Annotated in this window: 14 protein-coding genes; 13 read left to right on the forward strand and 1 reads right to left on the reverse strand. The window is 68.8% G+C overall.

Going from position 1 to position 16,276, the window contains the following annotated elements; all coding sequences use genetic code 11:
- Positions 1-1,128 (reverse strand): histidine kinase dimerization/phospho-acceptor domain-containing protein (locus E3O39_RS19780; protein ID WP_198413461.1); only part of this gene is annotated, 1,128 nt, incomplete at its 3' end.
- A 321-nt stretch (positions 1,129-1,449) separates the two neighbouring features.
- On the opposite strand from E3O39_RS19780, the gene E3O39_RS16400 reads away from it, so the two are divergent.
- From E3O39_RS16400 to E3O39_RS16460, 13 genes are all read left to right on the forward strand, one after another.
- A complete protein-coding gene (locus tag E3O39_RS16400; RefSeq protein ID WP_134449088.1) occupies positions 1,450-2,637 on the forward strand; it encodes a glycosyltransferase in 1,188 nt (395 codons plus the stop codon).
- Complete coding sequence (locus tag E3O39_RS16405) at positions 2,634-3,911, forward strand: oligosaccharide flippase family protein (RefSeq protein ID WP_134449089.1); 1,278 nt, start codon at positions 2,634-2,636, stop codon at positions 3,909-3,911. The genes E3O39_RS16400 and E3O39_RS16405 overlap by 4 nt, the downstream gene beginning before the upstream one ends.
- Complete coding sequence (locus tag E3O39_RS16410) at positions 3,908-4,744, forward strand: dolichyl-phosphate beta-glucosyltransferase (protein WP_134449090.1); 837 nt, start codon at positions 3,908-3,910, stop codon at positions 4,742-4,744. The genes E3O39_RS16405 and E3O39_RS16410 overlap by 4 nt, the downstream gene beginning before the upstream one ends.
- Positions 4,745-4,753: 9 nt before the next feature.
- Positions 4,754-5,086, forward strand: coding sequence for an STAS domain-containing protein (locus E3O39_RS16415; RefSeq protein ID WP_134449091.1), 333 nt, complete (start codon positions 4,754-4,756; stop codon positions 5,084-5,086).
- Entirely contained in the window at positions 5,083-6,495 is a 1,413-nt protein-coding gene (locus E3O39_RS16420; protein WP_134449092.1) for a PP2C family protein-serine/threonine phosphatase, read from the forward strand. The genes E3O39_RS16415 and E3O39_RS16420 overlap by 4 nt, the downstream gene beginning before the upstream one ends.
- A complete protein-coding gene (locus tag E3O39_RS16425) occupies positions 6,479-6,937 on the forward strand; it encodes an ATP-binding protein (RefSeq protein WP_166787369.1) in 459 nt (152 codons plus the stop codon). Before E3O39_RS16420 ends, E3O39_RS16425 begins: the two co-directional genes overlap by 17 nt.
- Positions 6,934-7,302 (forward strand): STAS domain-containing protein, encoded by a 369-nt coding sequence (locus tag E3O39_RS16430; RefSeq protein ID WP_134449094.1) that lies wholly within the window; start codon positions 6,934-6,936, stop codon positions 7,300-7,302. Before E3O39_RS16425 ends, E3O39_RS16430 begins: the two co-directional genes overlap by 4 nt.
- Positions 7,303-7,311: 9 nt before the next feature.
- A complete protein-coding gene (locus tag E3O39_RS16435; protein ID WP_134449095.1) occupies positions 7,312-7,701 on the forward strand; it encodes a response regulator in 390 nt (129 codons plus the stop codon).
- Positions 7,698-8,828, forward strand: coding sequence for an endonuclease/exonuclease/phosphatase family protein (locus tag E3O39_RS16440; protein ID WP_134449096.1), 1,131 nt, complete (start codon positions 7,698-7,700; stop codon positions 8,826-8,828). The genes E3O39_RS16435 and E3O39_RS16440 overlap by 4 nt, the downstream gene beginning before the upstream one ends.
- Positions 8,825-12,346 (forward strand): hypothetical protein, encoded by a 3,522-nt coding sequence (locus tag E3O39_RS16445; protein WP_134449097.1) that lies wholly within the window; start codon positions 8,825-8,827, stop codon positions 12,344-12,346. The genes E3O39_RS16440 and E3O39_RS16445 overlap by 4 nt, the downstream gene beginning before the upstream one ends.
- Positions 12,343-13,611 carry a hypothetical protein gene (locus E3O39_RS16450; RefSeq protein WP_134449098.1) on the forward strand — a complete coding sequence of 423 codons (1,269 nt, stop codon included), beginning with the start codon at positions 12,343-12,345 and terminating at the stop codon, positions 13,609-13,611. The genes E3O39_RS16445 and E3O39_RS16450 overlap by 4 nt, the downstream gene beginning before the upstream one ends.
- On the forward strand, positions 13,608-15,437 hold the full coding sequence (locus E3O39_RS16455; protein ID WP_134449099.1) for a hypothetical protein: 1,830 nt from the start codon (positions 13,608-13,610) through the stop codon (positions 15,435-15,437). The genes E3O39_RS16450 and E3O39_RS16455 overlap by 4 nt, the downstream gene beginning before the upstream one ends.
- 136 nt (positions 15,438-15,573) lie before the next feature.
- On the forward strand, positions 15,574-16,236 hold the full coding sequence (locus E3O39_RS16460; RefSeq protein ID WP_134449100.1) for a TetR/AcrR family transcriptional regulator: 663 nt from the start codon (positions 15,574-15,576) through the stop codon (positions 16,234-16,236).
- The last annotated feature ends 40 nt before the right edge of the window (positions 16,237-16,276 follow it).

Consider the following 16,276-nt stretch of genomic DNA (forward strand, 5'->3'; position numbering starts at 1 on the left):
CAACAACCCCGTCATCCCGATCACCGCATTCATCGGCGTCCGAATCTCATGACTCATCGTCGCCAGAAACGCCGACTTCGCCGTCGTCGCCGCCAACGCAGCATCCCGCGCCAACCCCAGACTCACATTCAACTCCACCTGCCGCACCCGCAACCGATCAGCATCCCGCACCGCGAGCACCAGGCGCACCGCACCGACCAACAGGGTGCAGAACGAGACGAAGACGGCAAGCGAGGCGAGCGGCACGAACTCGTTCACGACGATCACGCAGAGTGCGCCGATGCTGAAAATCGCGGGTGCGGCGAGAGCGAGCGTGGCACTCGCGCGGTCGGGCAGGGCCGAAACGCCAGGACTCCATGCGGCGAGACCGAGCAGGACGCCGACAACGGGCCACGCGACATCGACGATTCCGCCCCGGACATAGGTGCCGTCGGCGACGCCGGCCACCAGGAAGGTGTTGGCCAGTGCGAAGCCCAGGAAGGCGATGACCAGCAGGAACCACGCCCGGCTCGGGCGTCGGCCGTATACGGTGAGGGCGCACACGAGCAGGGCTACGAGGATCAGGGGCGAGACCGGGTATGCGAGTCCCAGGATGTCGTCCAGGACGATGTCCGACACCGGTCGGAACAGCAACGCCGCCGCAACCGCCACGAGGCCGAGTCCGGCGATGACACCATCCAGCCACACGGTCGCCGACGTCGGGTTCAGCCGTCGCCGCATCAGAACGAGAAGGAACGACACCGAGAACACCAGGAAGAGGGCGAAGAAAATGATGGCTGCCAGGGAAGCCGTATGGGGAGCCCGCGGCGGGAAGAGAATCGACTCGGCAGTGTCTGCCGCGGCGATGCACAGCATCGCCGCGCCGAGCAAGGCCCAGGCGAGTCGTTCGGACTTCACGAGAATGACGCGCGCCAGGACGAGGCCCGCCACCGCGAATTCGAGTCCGAGGTAGTACGTGTAGTCGACCCAGACCGGACGTTCCGCCACGTCGGTGGCCACGGTGGCCCAGGCATAGGCGGCGATCCCCAGGCCCACCACGACGAAGGCAACAAGCATCAGCCGAGGCATCACGAACGCGTCGCGCGGCGACGAGTGCGACGGGTCGGAGCCGGTGCGGTCAGGTCCCATGTCTGGGGCCTCTCTTCTTGGTCGAACGAGGAAACGGGTAGGTATGTGCACATTCCGGATCGACCAGATTTGCATACAATTCCCCCTGAGGATACGTCATACTGTGTCTGCACGGTACCCCCGAAGACACCGCGCGAACACAGGAGTAAGTCAGGTGGTGCACTGCCCGGTTTCACCACGAGATGTGCTCGGTTCCGAGCTCGTTGGGCAGGCCATTGAGTGCAACACAACCGTCGGCGAGCGCCGTTACGGTTTTCACGATCCACAGGGGGTACGCATGAGCCCACACGCTCTGACGCCGTCGGACCTGGTCCCGGCCCGATGAGCGGGAAACTGCGGGTCGGTGTCGTCACGGCCTTTCCCCCGGGCCGCAACAGCCTGAACGAGTTCGGCTTCCACCTCGTCAAACACCTCGCCCGGCAGGCCGAGGTCGGCGAGGTGCTGCTGTACGCCGACGTGACGGATGCCGGCAGTCCTGCCCCCCTCGACGGCGTGACGGCTTATCCGAGCTGGACCTTCAACAGCGTCACGAATATCGTGCGACTCACCCGGGCGATCCGGCGCACACGCCCGGACGCCGTGCTCTTCAACCTCCAGTTCGCCACCTTCGGGGACAAGCGCATCCCCGGGGCACTCGGGCTGCTGATCCCGGCCGTGCTGCGGTTGTTCCGGGTACCGACCGTCGTCGTGCTGCACAACCTCGCGGACAACGTCGACATGCAGGATGCCGGCTTCGCCGGCTCCGCGACGACGGCGCGCCTGATGAAGTTCGCCGGACGCATCCTCACCCGCGCCCTGCTCCGCGCCGACCTCGTGGCGCTGACCATCCCGCGCTATGTGGAATACCTGCAGGAGAGCTACGGCGCGACGAACGCGCTCCTCGCACCGCACGGAAGCTTCGAGGAGGTCGCATTCCCGTCTTTCGGCATACCGGACGGACGCCGGCGCATCCTCGCGTTCGGCAAATGGGGCACGTACAAGACCGTCGACGTGCTCGTCGAGGCATACCAGGAGCTCCTCGACCGCGGGTACGACGACCTCGAGTTGGTGCTCGCGGGTACGGACAGCCCGAATTCCGCCGGCTACATGCAGTCGGTCGCCGAACGGTTCTCCGATCTGCCTGACCTCGTCTTCACTGGCTATGTCGCCGAGGAGGAGGTGGCGCCGCTCTTCTCCGCCGCGACCGTCGTCGCTTTCCCGTACACGTCGACGACCGGGAGTTCGGGTGTGCTGCACCAGGCCGGGGAGTATGGTCGTGCCGCCGTGCTGCCCCGCATCGGCGACCTGATCGACATCATCGAAGAAGAGGGCTTCCTCGGCGTCTACTTCGAACCGGGTGACGCGACCAGCCTCGCCGACGCCCTGGCCGAGGTGCTCGACCACCCCGAACAGCGGGTGTCCCTCGGCCGCCGCAACTTCGCGGCCGCCTCGGGCATCCCGATGTCCGAGGTCGTGCACTGGCACCTGATCCACATCCAGCGGCTGCTCGACAGGCGGGCCATGCGATGACGGCGGAACCTTCCTCACGGACTCCCTCCCTGGTGGGCGGCGGTACCGCTCTTGCCGTGGCCATGATCGTGGCCAATGCCGGGAACTACGTGCTCAACCTGTTCCTCGGCCGGGTACTGACCCCCGCCGAGTTCTCGGATGCCAACCTGATGGTGACGCTCATGCTCACGATCACCTCGATCGCGCTCTGCCTGCAGCTCGTGGCGGCCCGCTTCGTCGGAATCTATGACGAGTCCGGCGATCCGGCCCGCTCCGACCTGCTCGCCCGCACCCTGCGCGGTTATGCGCTCGGTGCCGGCATCCTGACCGGGGCGATCCTCGCCGGAGGCAGCACCCTCTGGTCGCAGGTCTTCCACACCGCGTCGTTCTGGCCATTCGTCATCCTCGGCGCCGGAATGCCGTTCTACCTCGTGCAGTCCGTCGGTCGTGGTGTCATGCAGGGCCGGCTGCGCTTCCCCGGTCTCGCCACGTCCTTCGTGGTGGAGATGGTTGTGCGTCTCGGCTGCGGTGTGGCCCTCGTCGCACTCGGCTTCGGTGTCAACGGCGCGACCATCGGTCTCACGGCGTCGTTCGTCGCCACGTGGCTCGCCGTGAAGCTGCTCGCCAGGACCGGACCAGGGCTCACGGGTACCGCCCCCGACCTGGTCACGGTGCGCAGCTACGCCGCCCTGGTGTCGGTACTCCTGATCGGCCAGATCATCGCCAACAACAGCGACGTGCTCGTCGCAAAGGCATTCTTCTCCCCGGATGCCGCGGGGATCTACGCCGCGATCGCTCTCGTCGGGCGGGCGGTGTTCTTCCTGGCGTGGTCGGTCGCGACCGTCGTGTTCCCTGTCGTGGCTCGACGGCACGCGAGCGGCGGTGACACCGGCTCCCTGCTGACCGGCGGCATAGCGGCCGTCGCCGGGATCGGTGCCGCGTGCACACTGGGCGCGCTGGTCCTGGGCGGTCCCGTGCTGGGCTTCATCCTCGGCCCGGCCTACGGCGACCTCTCGGCGCCCCTCGCCGCATACGCGGGGATGACGACCCTCTTCGCCGTTGCAAACCTCGTAGCCAGCCACGAGTTGTCGCAGGGACGCAACACCCAGTCCTGGCTGCTGTTCGGAGCATCCGTCGTGCAGCTCGTGCTGCTGCTTGTCTGGCACGAGTCGACCGCGCAACTGATCATCGTGCAATTCGTGGCGATGGTGCTCCTGCTCGGCGTGATGGCCGCCCGGCACCTCCTCACCAGATCTTCCCCCCACATTCCCACCGAAGAAGGGTTGCCCCGATGACCGCGGAAACCGGCACCTACCAGGCCTATCGCAAGTGGGTCACCGAGAAGTCGACTGTGCCGCCGCGCGTCTCGGTCGTCATTCCGGCATACAACGAGGAGTGGCGAATCCTGCCGACTGTCGGTGCAATCGCCACCCACATGTGTTCGAGGGGCGAACCCTGGGAGTTGATCATCGCCGACGACGGCTCCACGGACACGACAGTCTCCCTCCTGCAGGACCTGCGCTTTCCGAACATGACCGTGCTCGTCGCCGCCAAGAACACCGGAAAGGGCGACGCCGTCCGCAGGGGAATGCTCGCGGCCCGCGGTGAATTCATCCTGTTCGCGGACGCGGACCAGTCAACGCCGATCGAGCAATTCGACCACCTCATGGCGAAGATCGATGCCGGCTACGACGTCGTCGTCGGCTCGCGAGCAGCCGCCGGCGCGGCGGTGAGCGGAAAGAGCGCCCTGCGGAAGGTCCTGAGCCGGGGCCTGCACGTGATGGTGTCCGTCGGGTTCGGCATCGAGATCGCGGACACGCAGTGCGGCTTCAAGCTCTTCACCGCCCCGGCGGCCCGGTCGCTGTTCACCCTCCAGGTCGTCGATGGGTTCTCCTTCGATCTCGAGGTGATCTACCTCGCCGGCCGTCTTGGGCTGACCACGGCCGAAGTCCCCGTCGAATGGATCGACGCGCCCGGTTCCACGGTCGACGCCGCCAAGGTGAGCCTGCAGTTCGTCGCCGACCTCGTCAAGATCAAGGTCCACGACCTGCGCGGCGGGTACACCGTCACCGGCCATTCACCGGTTTCGCGAGCCTCGTCCCCCGCATCCGTCGCATCGATCAAATAGGAAATCACGATGAGAATACGCACCGAATCCGGAATCGGCCACACGACAGTCAGCCTTGCCGGCCGTTTCGACGCCCACGAGACCGCGGACTTCCGCAACGTCGTCGACCTCCTGATCCGACCGGAGAACGCGACCCTGCGACTCGACCTCTCGAACGTCGTGTTCGTCGACTCGAGCGCCCTCGCCGAACTGTTGCGCTCGCAGAAGGCTGCCAAGGCAATCGGCGGCGAAGTCATCCTCGTGAACGTCTCCGACCCGGTCCGGATCATCCTCGAACTGACCGAACTCCAGCAGGTCTTCACCCTGGAGTCCCGGACGGACCCGACCACGACCGCATCATGACCCCCGCTTCCCCCGAAACCCACCTGATCGAGAGCGACCTCGCCGACGCCGCTCTCGAACGCTTACTGGTGGCGGCCGGGGCCGGCGAGATCCACCGACCGCCCGGTTCCGACTGGACCGTCTCCGGGGACGCGGCCCCCGACGCCATCGACGCAGCCAACGCCATCCGCCGTGCGATCCACGGGATCTACTCCGCCCAGGACGACGTCACGGAAGCCCTGATCACAAGCCAGGACCACCTGATTGCCCTTCGGGCGCTCACCCAGGTGAACCTGAGCACCCTCGGCAGGTCCGAGGCGCTTCGCGACCTGCTCGACCAAGCCAGGGTACTGACCGCGTCGGACCTCGTCGCGATGGTCGACGATCGCCTGGTGCACACCACGGGAGGGCCGTCCGCGGACTCGCCCGAGCTCACGGAGGTCATCCGCGAGGCGACGAAGAGTACTGACGACCCGGAGCCGAGACTCGTCGGCCAGGGGAACGCTGTGATCGCACCCCTCAACGACCAGAGCGGGGGCATCCGCGCGCTCGCATTCCTCAGGACGAACGGACCGGTCTACACCACGGGCGACCTGCGCCTCGTCAGGGCGGCGGTTGCGGCCGCCGACATGCAGTTCGCGCTCACCCGGCTGCATCTCCTCGAGATCAAGCGCGCCACTTTCGAGCGCGAGCACCAGGTCGCATCAAGCCTTGCCCAGGCAGTCTTCTCCCAGCCTGCGCCGACCCTCTCCGGGGTCGAGGTGTTCTCCGACACCATTCCGGCGAGCCTTGCCGGCGGGGACTTCTTCGCCTTCGCCGTGGTGGGTGATGTGCTGTGGTTCACCGTGGGCGACGTCGCCGGAAAGGGTCTTCCCGCGGCGATGGTGATGACGCGTGCCGTCAGCGCCGCCCGGGTGGCCTTCCTCACCCACGACGCAGACGATCCTGCGGGGGCGATGTGCGCGATGGGCATCGAACTCTACGACTATCTCGACGATGTCGGACTGTTCATCACCGTCGCCCTCGGCGCATACCGGCCCAGTACGGGCGCCCTGCACGTGTGCAACGCCGGCCATTCCCCGGTGATGCTCGTCCTGGACGGGACCATCACGCTCATTCCGGCGTCAATGCCACCGCTCGGCGTGTTACCCGAGCCACGAGGTCGGACAGTGCGCTTCGACCTGCAGCGGAACGACGCACTGGTGCTCGGTTCCGACGGACTCGCCGAACAGGAGAACTCCAGCGGGGTGATGCTCGGCTACGACCGTCTGGCCGAACTCTGTGCCGAGCTCCCGGGAGAGTCCGCCGAGCGGCTCGGACACCATATTCTGGATGCCGTGAAAAGACACGCGGATGGAACCCCGCCCTCCGATGACCGCACCCTCGTCATCCTCCGAGCCGTGGAGGCGATTCATGACCGCGTCAGCTGACCCGACCGAGCTTGTCATCGAGGGCACAACGGCGATGGTCCGCAAGATCGGTCCGTGGCTGCACGGGGTGCTCGGCGAGCTCCCCGACGATGAGGCCGGCGCGATCGCCGCACGCCTGGAACTCGCCGTCCACGAGGTCGCGATGAACATCATCGACCACGCCGGCCTGCCGGTCGCTGCGGAGATCCGGTTCAGCGCCGGAATCACCGATTCCGTCGTCGAGATCTGCGTGACCGATCCCGGCCTGCCCTTCGACCCGGCCGGGGTCAGGATCCCTGTGGCCGGGGTTCCCCAGGAACGCGGATACGGCCTCATGCTGGTCCGCAAACTCGTCAACGATCTCGACTACCGCCGGGTCGACGCCGGGAACCGATGGACCCTCCGCGTCAACCGCACCCCGCCGGCCGACTCCCAGAAGACCGGAAATGAGCACCAGCCATGATCGATCCAGACACCGTCCGCACATCGAGGGACAGCGGCCTCACGGTCGGCGTCGCGACGCCGGCCGCCGGACTCACCGTTGTGACGCTCGGCGGTCGACTCGACGCCGTCGCCGCATCCGACCTGCGCGCCCGGCTCGACGAGTCCGACATAGCCGGATGCCCCCAGATCGTGTTCGACCTCGCTGCCGTCGATTTCGTGGACAGTGCCGGCCTCGCCGTGCTCGTCTGGCAGCGGCGTTCCTGCCGGGCACACGGTGGCGACGTTGTACTCGTGCGTCCGGACTCGGACAATGCGATGCGGGTGTTCCGGCTCACCCAGTTCGACCAGATCTTCCGGATGCTGCCGCAGCAGCAGGACGACTGAGGCCGCGCCATGACCGCCGAATCCCTGTCCAACACGGCCCTGGTCGTCGACGACGAAACCGTGTCCCGCCTCGTCCTCTCCCATATGTTGCGCAGGGCGGGCTGGGACGTCACCGAGGCCGACGATGTCGCCCCGGCGATCGCGCTCGCCCGGTCTGGCACCTTCACGGCGATCTTCTCCGACTTCTCGATGCCGGGCGGCACCGGTGTCGACCTGCTGAACGCGCTGCCACCGGCGCCGGCTCGCCCGCTCTTCGTACTCGTGACCGGCATCGTGGAACATTCCTCTGTCGGACTCGACCTCGCGAGCGTGATCGATGGGCACCTGATCAAGCCGATCAGCTCCCGCGCGCTCTCCGAGTGCCTCGCGACGATCCTGCCGCGCCAAAGGGACCGGTGAGTCGCGGCGTCACGCGTGCCCTGACCAGGACTGCGTGCGGCCTCGGCTGGCTGGCAGCAGGCGGCATGACCGCGAGCGCCCTGATCCGGGCGCTGTCCAGTGAAACCGAACCACTGCTGATCGGGGTGCAGGGCATCACGGTGTGGCTGCTCCTCCCGGCGTATCCTCTGCTCGCGGGCACGGGAATCGTGCTCGTGCGACGGGCCCGGCGGGCCCGCAGACGTTCCGACGGGCCGGCCCGCCTCCGGTGGCCACTCGCCCTCGGCACGGTTGCGCTCGCCCTCGTCGTCGTGCAGGCCACCCTGCTGATTCCGGCCATCGGATGGAACGGCCCGCGCACGGCACCCGTCGGCGCCACTCCGCTCCGGATCGTCAGCGCCAACGTCCTCCTCGACAACACCGAGCTCGCCACCCTCGCGGGCGAGCTCGTCGCGACGGATGCCGACGTGATCGTGCTCGAAGAGGTCACCCCCGAACACCTGGCCACGCTCGCCGCCTCGCCGCTCTGGGCGGCCTACCCGGAACGGATCCTCGACGCGCTCCCCGGATACCATGGCTCGGCGATCTTCTCCCGCCTGCCGATCGAAGACGGCGGCCCGATCGACGTAGCCGGGTCCCCGATGCTCGAGGCGCGCATCCACACGCCCGCAGGACTCGTACGGATCATCGATGTGCACGCGGTAGCACCCGTCACCTCGGAGAACACCGTGCTCTGGCGGGGACAGTACGCCGAGCTGGCCCGGATCGCGGCAAGCGACACCGGCACCCTCATCCTCGCGGGCGATTTCAACGCGACCCTCGACCATGCGCCGCTGCGGCGGCTCGTCGCCACCGGGCTGCGGGACGCCTTCGTGGAGTCCGGCAGCGGTTTCGGGGCGACCTGGCCACGCTGGGACGGCGTCGTTCCTCCGCTGATGCGCCTCGACCATGTGCTCGTCAGCCAACAGGTCACGGTCGTCGCCGTGACCGACCAGACGAGCGCGGGGAGCGACCACCGCCGCCTCGTCGTCGACCTCGCCCTCCCGTCGTCGCAGAGTCCGTCGTCCCAGAGTCCTTCGTCCCGGAGTCCTTCGTCTCAGAGTCCTTCGTCTCAGAGTCCTTCGTCGCCGGAGACTCCGACGCCATGACCCTGGAGACGGAGCCGGCCCCGGTCCCCGTTCCGGCAGCGGAGAAGGCGAGGGTGCACCGGCCGGAAGAAGCGCCGGACGGGCGCTCGCGCAAGGGCTTCGTGCGCCGCCACCGCCTGCTCTTCATCGCGCTCATCCTCGTGCTCGTGTTCCACGGCTCTTTGCTGCTCGCCGGAAGTTACCAGCGCACCTACGACGCCTACGTGCACATCTTCTTTGCCGACCACTACGCCAGAGACTGGTTCTCGAGCTGGGACACCCGCTGGTACACCGGGTTCTCCACCCTGAGCTACCCGCCGGGCGGCCACTTCATGATCGCGGCCCTGAGCAAGATCATCGGGTTGCGCCCCGGCTTCGTCGTCGTGCAGGTCTTCGCCCTCCTCAACCTCACCATCGGGGTCTACCGCTGGAGCGGCATCTGGGTCAACCGCACCTCAGCAGGCTGGGCGGCCATCGCCCTGGTGCTGGCGTCGTCCATCGCTGAAACCGTGCACGTCTTCGGCCAGCTTCCCACCACGCTCTCGCTCGGGTTCCTGCTCAACGGGCTGCCCTTCGCGAATACCTGGGTGCGCACCGGCAACCGGAAGGCCCTGCTCGCCGGGGTCGGCTGCATCATGGCCACCACGGCCTGCCACCATGTCACGACCCTGTTCGGATCGCTCTTCTTCCTCGGGCCCGTCCTGCTCGGGGCACTCGTGTTCGCCGTGCGCACCCCGCTCGCCGGCGAAAAGGACGGACACCCGCCGCGGTTCAGCTTCCGGCTGCTCTGGCCGCTGATCGCCCGCCGGATCCGCCGGGTGATGCCCTCCCTCGTGCGGACCGGGATCCTCGGGGCGCTGGTGGTCACTGCCCTGCTCTGCGTCGTCCTTCCGTACTGGCTGTACTCCAAGAGCGACCCGATCACCCAGGTCTCCATCCCGCACGCCAGCCGCGACAGTTTCCTGGTCAATGTCAGCGCCGGCCTGGTCTTCTGGCTGATCCCCTGGGGCACGACGCTGCTCGTGCTGCCATACGCATTGATTCGCGGCATGGCGGGCAAGGCGTGGCCGCTCACCCTCTCCCTCGGCGTGCTCGCGTTCCTCGGCACCGGCGGCACCACGCCATTTCCCAAGATCCTCCTGGGCGGCGCGTACGACATCCTCACACTCGACCGCTTCACGTTCTGGGCGACCATCTCCATCCTGCCGCTCGTCGGTCAGTTCGTGTCGAGCGTCACGAACGGTTCGATCCGAGCCTGGCTGCTCGCGCATGTCGGGCGCACGCTCTCGGTGGTCCTTCCGGGCCTGCTGCTGGCCGCACACCTCACCACGACCCTCTACGCGGCGAACCTCACGCAGTACCGGGCATTCCAGCCTGCCCCGATCGACGTCACCCCGATCACGACCTTCATGAACAAGGATCAGCACTCCCAGTGGCGGTACCTCACACTGGGATTCGGCGACCAGATGGCCTGGCTCGGTGCCAATATGACCGCCGGAACCGTCGACGGCGACTATCACTCTGCCCGGCAGCTGCCCGAGCTGACGTCCCGGCCGATCGAGCGCCTCGAGGGCGCGAAGTACTCCGGTGTGCCCGGGATCGGGAGCCTGCAACAGTTCCTCGCCGTTCCCGGCCGGTACTCGCTCAAGTACGTCTTCAGCAACGACGCCTTCTACTCCCCGCTGCTCGACGCGAGCGGCTGGACCGACCTCGGTCCGCTCGAGAACGGCATCGAGATCTGGGAACGCTCCGACGTCGCCCCGCTGCCGACGAACGAGGTCTCGCACCAGGCACCGCTCTGGGAGCGCCTGTGGTGGGGACTGATCCCGCCCGCCTCCATCGCCCTGGCGCTCGTGCTCATGGTGTGGTCCCTGATCGGAGCGCCCACGCGGGTGCCCGGCGTCGGCGCCGTCGTGCGCCGTGTCGTGCCGGCCAGGCTGCGACGGATGCTCGCCCGCCCGCCCCGCACGGTCGCCCGCCTCCTGCGCTCCGCACTGAAGAAGCTCACGAGCCCGGTGACCCGCGCCGTCGGCGCCGTCGACGCCGCCCTCGCCGGGGCGAGCGACCGCATCCCGCACACCGAGGAGCCCGCGCCCCCGGCCGGCGGCTGGCTGCCCTGGGGCGCGGCACTGCCGCGCCTCCGCACGCGGGCACGCGCCCGGGTCCGGAAGCGCCGCCGCCGCTGGCAGGCGGCCGTCGTGACCCTGATGCTGGTCATGGTCGCTGCCGGCGGCGCCCTCGCGGTGGCGAAGCCGCGCCAGCCCACGGCTGCCGAAGTCGTCGAGGACTACTACGGACACCTCGATTTCCGCCGCTTCGCCGCCGCATACGCCCTGCTCGATCCCTCGACCCGGCCGGACTACACGGTGTACCAGCAGGAACTCGGCAGGGACGGAGGCCTTGTCGCCTCCTTCGCGAAGCTCGCATCCGTCACCGCAGTGCCGGCCTCGAGCACCCCGGGCAGGCAGGTGATGACCGCAACCCTCGACTATCTCACCTCCCTGCAGTCGTATCGGGTGACCACCCCTGTGACCCTGATCCAGGAACCGACCGGCTGGTTCATCGACCTTCCCGCCGGAGACGCGACGTCTCCGCCGGACCAGTTCACCAGCCGACCCGCCGTCGGCTTCCTCTCCCAGGGTCGTCGCGCACTCAGCTCGGACGGAACCTCCACGATGGACGTGCTCGACCGGCCCGAGCTGACCCTCGGCAACGTCAGCTCCCTGCTCGTGAACGGTCGCTGGGTCGTGATCGGCGAGGTGACGAACACCGACGTCGACCCCGCAGACGTCACCGTCGAAGCGCAGCTGCGCGATCAGGACGGCGCGCTGCTCGCCAGCTGGGATGCCGCCCAGGTACTCGTTCACAAGCTGCTGCCCGGAGCGACGAGCCCCTTCCGGATCGAGTTCCAGAGCATCGCCGGTACCGGCGACTACGGCCTCGAAGCCGACGGCGGCCTCAAGGACACGACGGCGGTGACGCCCCCCTCCGCGACAAGCGTCACCGTCGCAGCACCGGCCACGTCCTCCAATATCCACGGCCCTGTCGAGTTCGACCCGCAGACGATCACCCCCTTCGTGCTCGCCGCCGGCGCGACAGTGTCGTCGGTGGCCGTCTACGCCCGCGCCGTCGTGACCCCGCGGGCGAGCGCGCGCGGCCTGCAAGTGCAGCACCTGCGGCTCACCGGCTCGGCCGTCGACGGCTACGCCGTTCTCGGCGAGCTGCGCAACGACAGCACGGTGGAAGCCTCCGTTCCGCACCTCCTGGTGTCCTATACGGCAGCGGACGGCAGCCTGGCCTGGGTCGATCATGCCTATCTCGAGCACAGCATCGCCCCGCAATCGGTCAGCGATTTCCGCATTCCGCTCGCGTCACGCACCCCGATCGCGGCCTCCGGGGTGCCGACGACCGGCTACGCGGGTCCTGCCCACTCTCCGCCGGCATCCGCGCTCGCCGCCTCGATCGCCCTGCCCGCCGATACGGGCTTTTCCGGGCTGTCTCTCACGGCGACGACCTACGCCAGAGCGAGCCAGCCGTGACGCGGCCGGGCACGCGCCGCGCAGTCGGCCTGATCGTCACGCTCGCCCTCGGCCTGGCGATCGGGCTCCCCACGGATTCCGGAGCCGGCTCCCGCGCGGAAGCGCGGGCAGCACAGAACGCTGCGACCGCCCTCGTGCTGCGAGTCGCGCCGACCGCGCCGGCGGGCGCGGAGATTCCGGCGACCGTCGCGGGGGCCGCCGACGGCGCGACGGTGCAACTCGTCGCGATCGGTTCGCTCGGCCAGCTCGTGCTCACTGCCGTGAGTGTCGACGACACGGCGGAATTCCGGCTTCCGGTCGCCCTGACCCGCAGTGCAGGGTCCGTCACCCTCGTGGCGAGTTCCGGTGGAACGGTCGTGCGGGGTGCCACCGAGCTCACCCCCGGGGCCGCGGTCGGCCCGATACAGGCCGTCGTCGGCGCTCGCTCCATCGTGGCCGACGCCGCAGACCTGTCCATGGTCGTCACGATCCCTGTCGACGCCTGGGGTAATTCCATCGCAGAGGGTTCACCGTTGCTGGTCTCCCGCGAGAACCCCGTCGGAGTGCGGAGTTCGAGCGGAGCGGTCGTGTCGCACCTGCTCGCCTTCCAGGAACTCGTCTCGGGCACCCTGGCCGGTCGTGGCCAGGTCTGGGTCGCTTCCGGTCCCGTGACCGGACCGAGCGTCAGCCTCGACGAAGTCGCCGGGCCACCGCTCCCCTTCTCCCTCGAGCCCGTCGAGCCCGTGTTGGCCGCCAACGCGGGGGCCGACGGCCAGACGCTCGTCCCGATCCGGACTTCCGTGCTGCGGGATCGCTTCGGCAATGTCGAGCCGGACGGCACCCAGGTCACGGTGGAATGGACGGGCCCTGAAGGCGCGGGGCGCACGACCGCGGCCACGATCTCCGGCGTCGCCCAGCTCTCGCTGCAGGCGCCGGGAACGCCGGGCGCGTTCCAGATCACCGGGTTCTGTCGCGGTGTGCACGCGGCGAGCGCCCTCACACTGCCGTTCGCGGCCACCGTCGGTACTGTCGACCTGAGCGCACGCCTGGTCGACGCCGGCGTCTTCTTGAGTATCGGCCCGGTCAACCGCTTCGGCGGCACATTCGTGCCGGATGGAACGACGGCCCGCGTCTCCGTGGTCGACGCCATCGGCGAGGCCGGCTCCGCGAGCGCCGGGCTCGTGAACGGCGTGCTCGACATCCTCGTCGCGACCAGGCCGCTCGTCAGCCCGGTCACGGTCGCCGTCTCGGTGCTCGGCGCAGAAGACGTGGAGACGCTCCGATGACGAGGCCCAGGCTCCCGGTCCGCGTCCCGGGGAACTTCAGGCGCAGCCGCATCAAACGGCTGATCGCCGCGCTGCTCGGCCTCGGCCTCGTCGCCGCGACCGTCGGGCTCCTCGTGCTCAGCGGGCAGATCACGCTGCAGAGTTCGACAGGGGCGAAGGTCTCGTCCGGGCTCCACGAAGTCGCGACGGTTCCGGTCAACGCAAGCCAGCTCGTCAGCTGGCTGCCAGACGCGTGGCAGCGCGAACGAGTGCTCGAGCCCGCGACGCGCATGATGATCGCAGCCAGCTATATCCGGGCCTGGGCCGCGATCGGGCGTTTCCAGTCCACGGGCGAGCGGTCTGCCGTCAACGACACCTTCAGCGGGGCGGCCCGGCGTGCCGTGCTCGATCTGCCCCGCACCGGCCCGAGCGCGACCTGGGACCTGCGCCACTCCCTCGAACTCGAGTTCTACGCCCTCGACGGCGCGACCGTCGCCTTCCACGACGGGGGTGCGAACATCGCACGCACGGTCGGCACCGGGCTGAATGAGACGGTACTGCTCAGCCACGAGAGCTACGACGTCGTGATGGTGCTCGAAGACGGCTTCTGGCGCATCCGCCAGCTCCGGCGCTCCGCAGGGAGCGACACTGCCACACTGACGACGGATGCCGCCGGAGCGACCGCGATCACCGGCGCCCCGACGACGACACCCCTCACCGTGCCGGCGAGCCTGGCCACCGAGTACCGCCCGGCCGGCTGGGCGCCCGTCGTTCCGGTCGCCGTCACGGCGAGCGCCACACCGACACCGACTCCTGGCGCGACCCCGACCCCTGCGCCCTCCGCCACTCCCGTTCCCGCCCCCATCCTGCTCGCCCCGGCCACCCTGGGGGCCGACTTCGCCCGCCTGCGGGCTCTCGGGTTCGACACCATCCGGGTTCCGCTCCCGTACACCGAGCTGGGCGGCGCGAAACCCACCGACGACGCCATCACCGGCCTGATCACGTTGCTCGAGCAGGCCGACCGGCACGGACTGCGGGTCGACCTCGTCCTCTTCGACGGCTTCCCCGACCTCACCCCCGCGAACTGGGTCGCTGCCGATGCCCACCTCACGGCCATCGCGACCGCGGTGCGCGGCCAACCGGCCCTCGCCCTCTGGGACCTCGCCGACCGGCCGGAGCAGCGCACGACCGGGTCTCCGAGCCCCGCCGAGATCCGGGCGTTCCTCCTGCACACCGGCTCCGTCCTGCGGGAGCTCGACCCTGGCACGCCGCAGACCGTCTCCTGGGCGACGAGTGCGGCCGCGGCCGATCCGTCGATGGCGGGGCTGGTCGACGCCGTGTCCCTGCACCTGACCGGAGGCGGTGACCCGACCGCAGCGATCGAGGTTGTGCGCGCCGCGCTCCCCGACCGGGCCGTGCTGTTGACGGTGACCGGGCTCAGCACCGAGGGCGGCTGGGGACCCCTGCCGAAGACCGAGGCACGGCAGGCCTCCGACGTCGCCCGGGTACTCCTGGCCGCGGAGCGCGCCGGACTGTCCCGCGTCAGCGTGGCGACCTTTGCCGACACGAAGACGGATGCCGGCGGGCTGCTCCGCGCAGACGTCTCTGCCAAGCCCGCCGCCGTGCTCTTCGAGGCCGGCGCCCAGCTCACCACGATTCCGGCACCGGGCCTTCTCGACTACGCCACCTCGAAATTCTGGATCCTGGTGTTCGCGGCCCTGCTCGCCGGCGCCGGGGTGCTGCTGTGGGTCCATCGCCGCCGGCGCAAGCGCAGGCAACAGAAGCCGGGTTCCGCGGACTCCCCCACAACAGGTCAGCACGACCGCCCAGGAAGCACACCACAGTGATTGCCACGCGCGCCCTCGTCCAGGTCCTCCTCGACAGTGCGATCTGACCCCGTGTCGTCGCCTGGGTGATGCGTCACCAGGGTGATGTACTGTAACGACGCCATCCACCGAGACTGCCCACCGAGAGAAGAGCCCGATGAGCGACGCAGACGACGCCGGTCACCGCAGGGCCGGAAGGCCGCTTGAGACGGTTCTGACGAAACCGCGCATCACCGCTGCGGCCCTCCGGCTGATCGGGGCGGCCGGCTACGAAAGTTTCACGATGTCCGGCCTGGCCAGGAGTCTGGGAGTGGCTCCCTCCGCGCTGTACAACCACGCGGCATCGAAGCACGTCGTGCTGCAGTGGTTGCAGGACCACGTGATGACGATGGTCGATGTGGCCGGCTTCGGCTCAGAGCCGTGGGACACAGCCCTGCGCCGCTGGGCGTGGTCGTACCGGGACATCTTCGCAACGCACGTTCCGTTGATCTCGATTGTTGCGGTGCTCCCGGTCACGGGCGCACCGCAAACCCTGCGCATGTACGAGACCGTCGCGGCGGGACTGTCCTCCGCCGGGGTGCCTTCTGCACAGATCGTGCCCTCGATCGTCGCACTCGAGTCGTTCATCTTCGGCGCGGCTTTCGATGTGACGGCTCCGGCCGACATCTTCGAGACCGGTGCGCTCGCCGAGTCGAGCCCGATCTTCAGCGCAGCGGTGCGGCACGGGCAGCAGAACGCGGGCAGGGCGCGGGCGGATGTCGCGTTCGAGTTCGGACTCGAGGCCCTCGTCGACCGGATCGGCGGCCTGCGCCAACCCTGAGCATCCGCCCGGCCTGTCGTGCCGTGCGAGCTGCCGCGGG

The sequence above is a fragment of the Cryobacterium sp. MDB2-A-1 genome, assembly GCF_004402675.1.
Lineage (GTDB): Bacteria > Actinomycetota > Actinomycetes > Actinomycetales > Microbacteriaceae > Cryobacterium > Cryobacterium glucosi.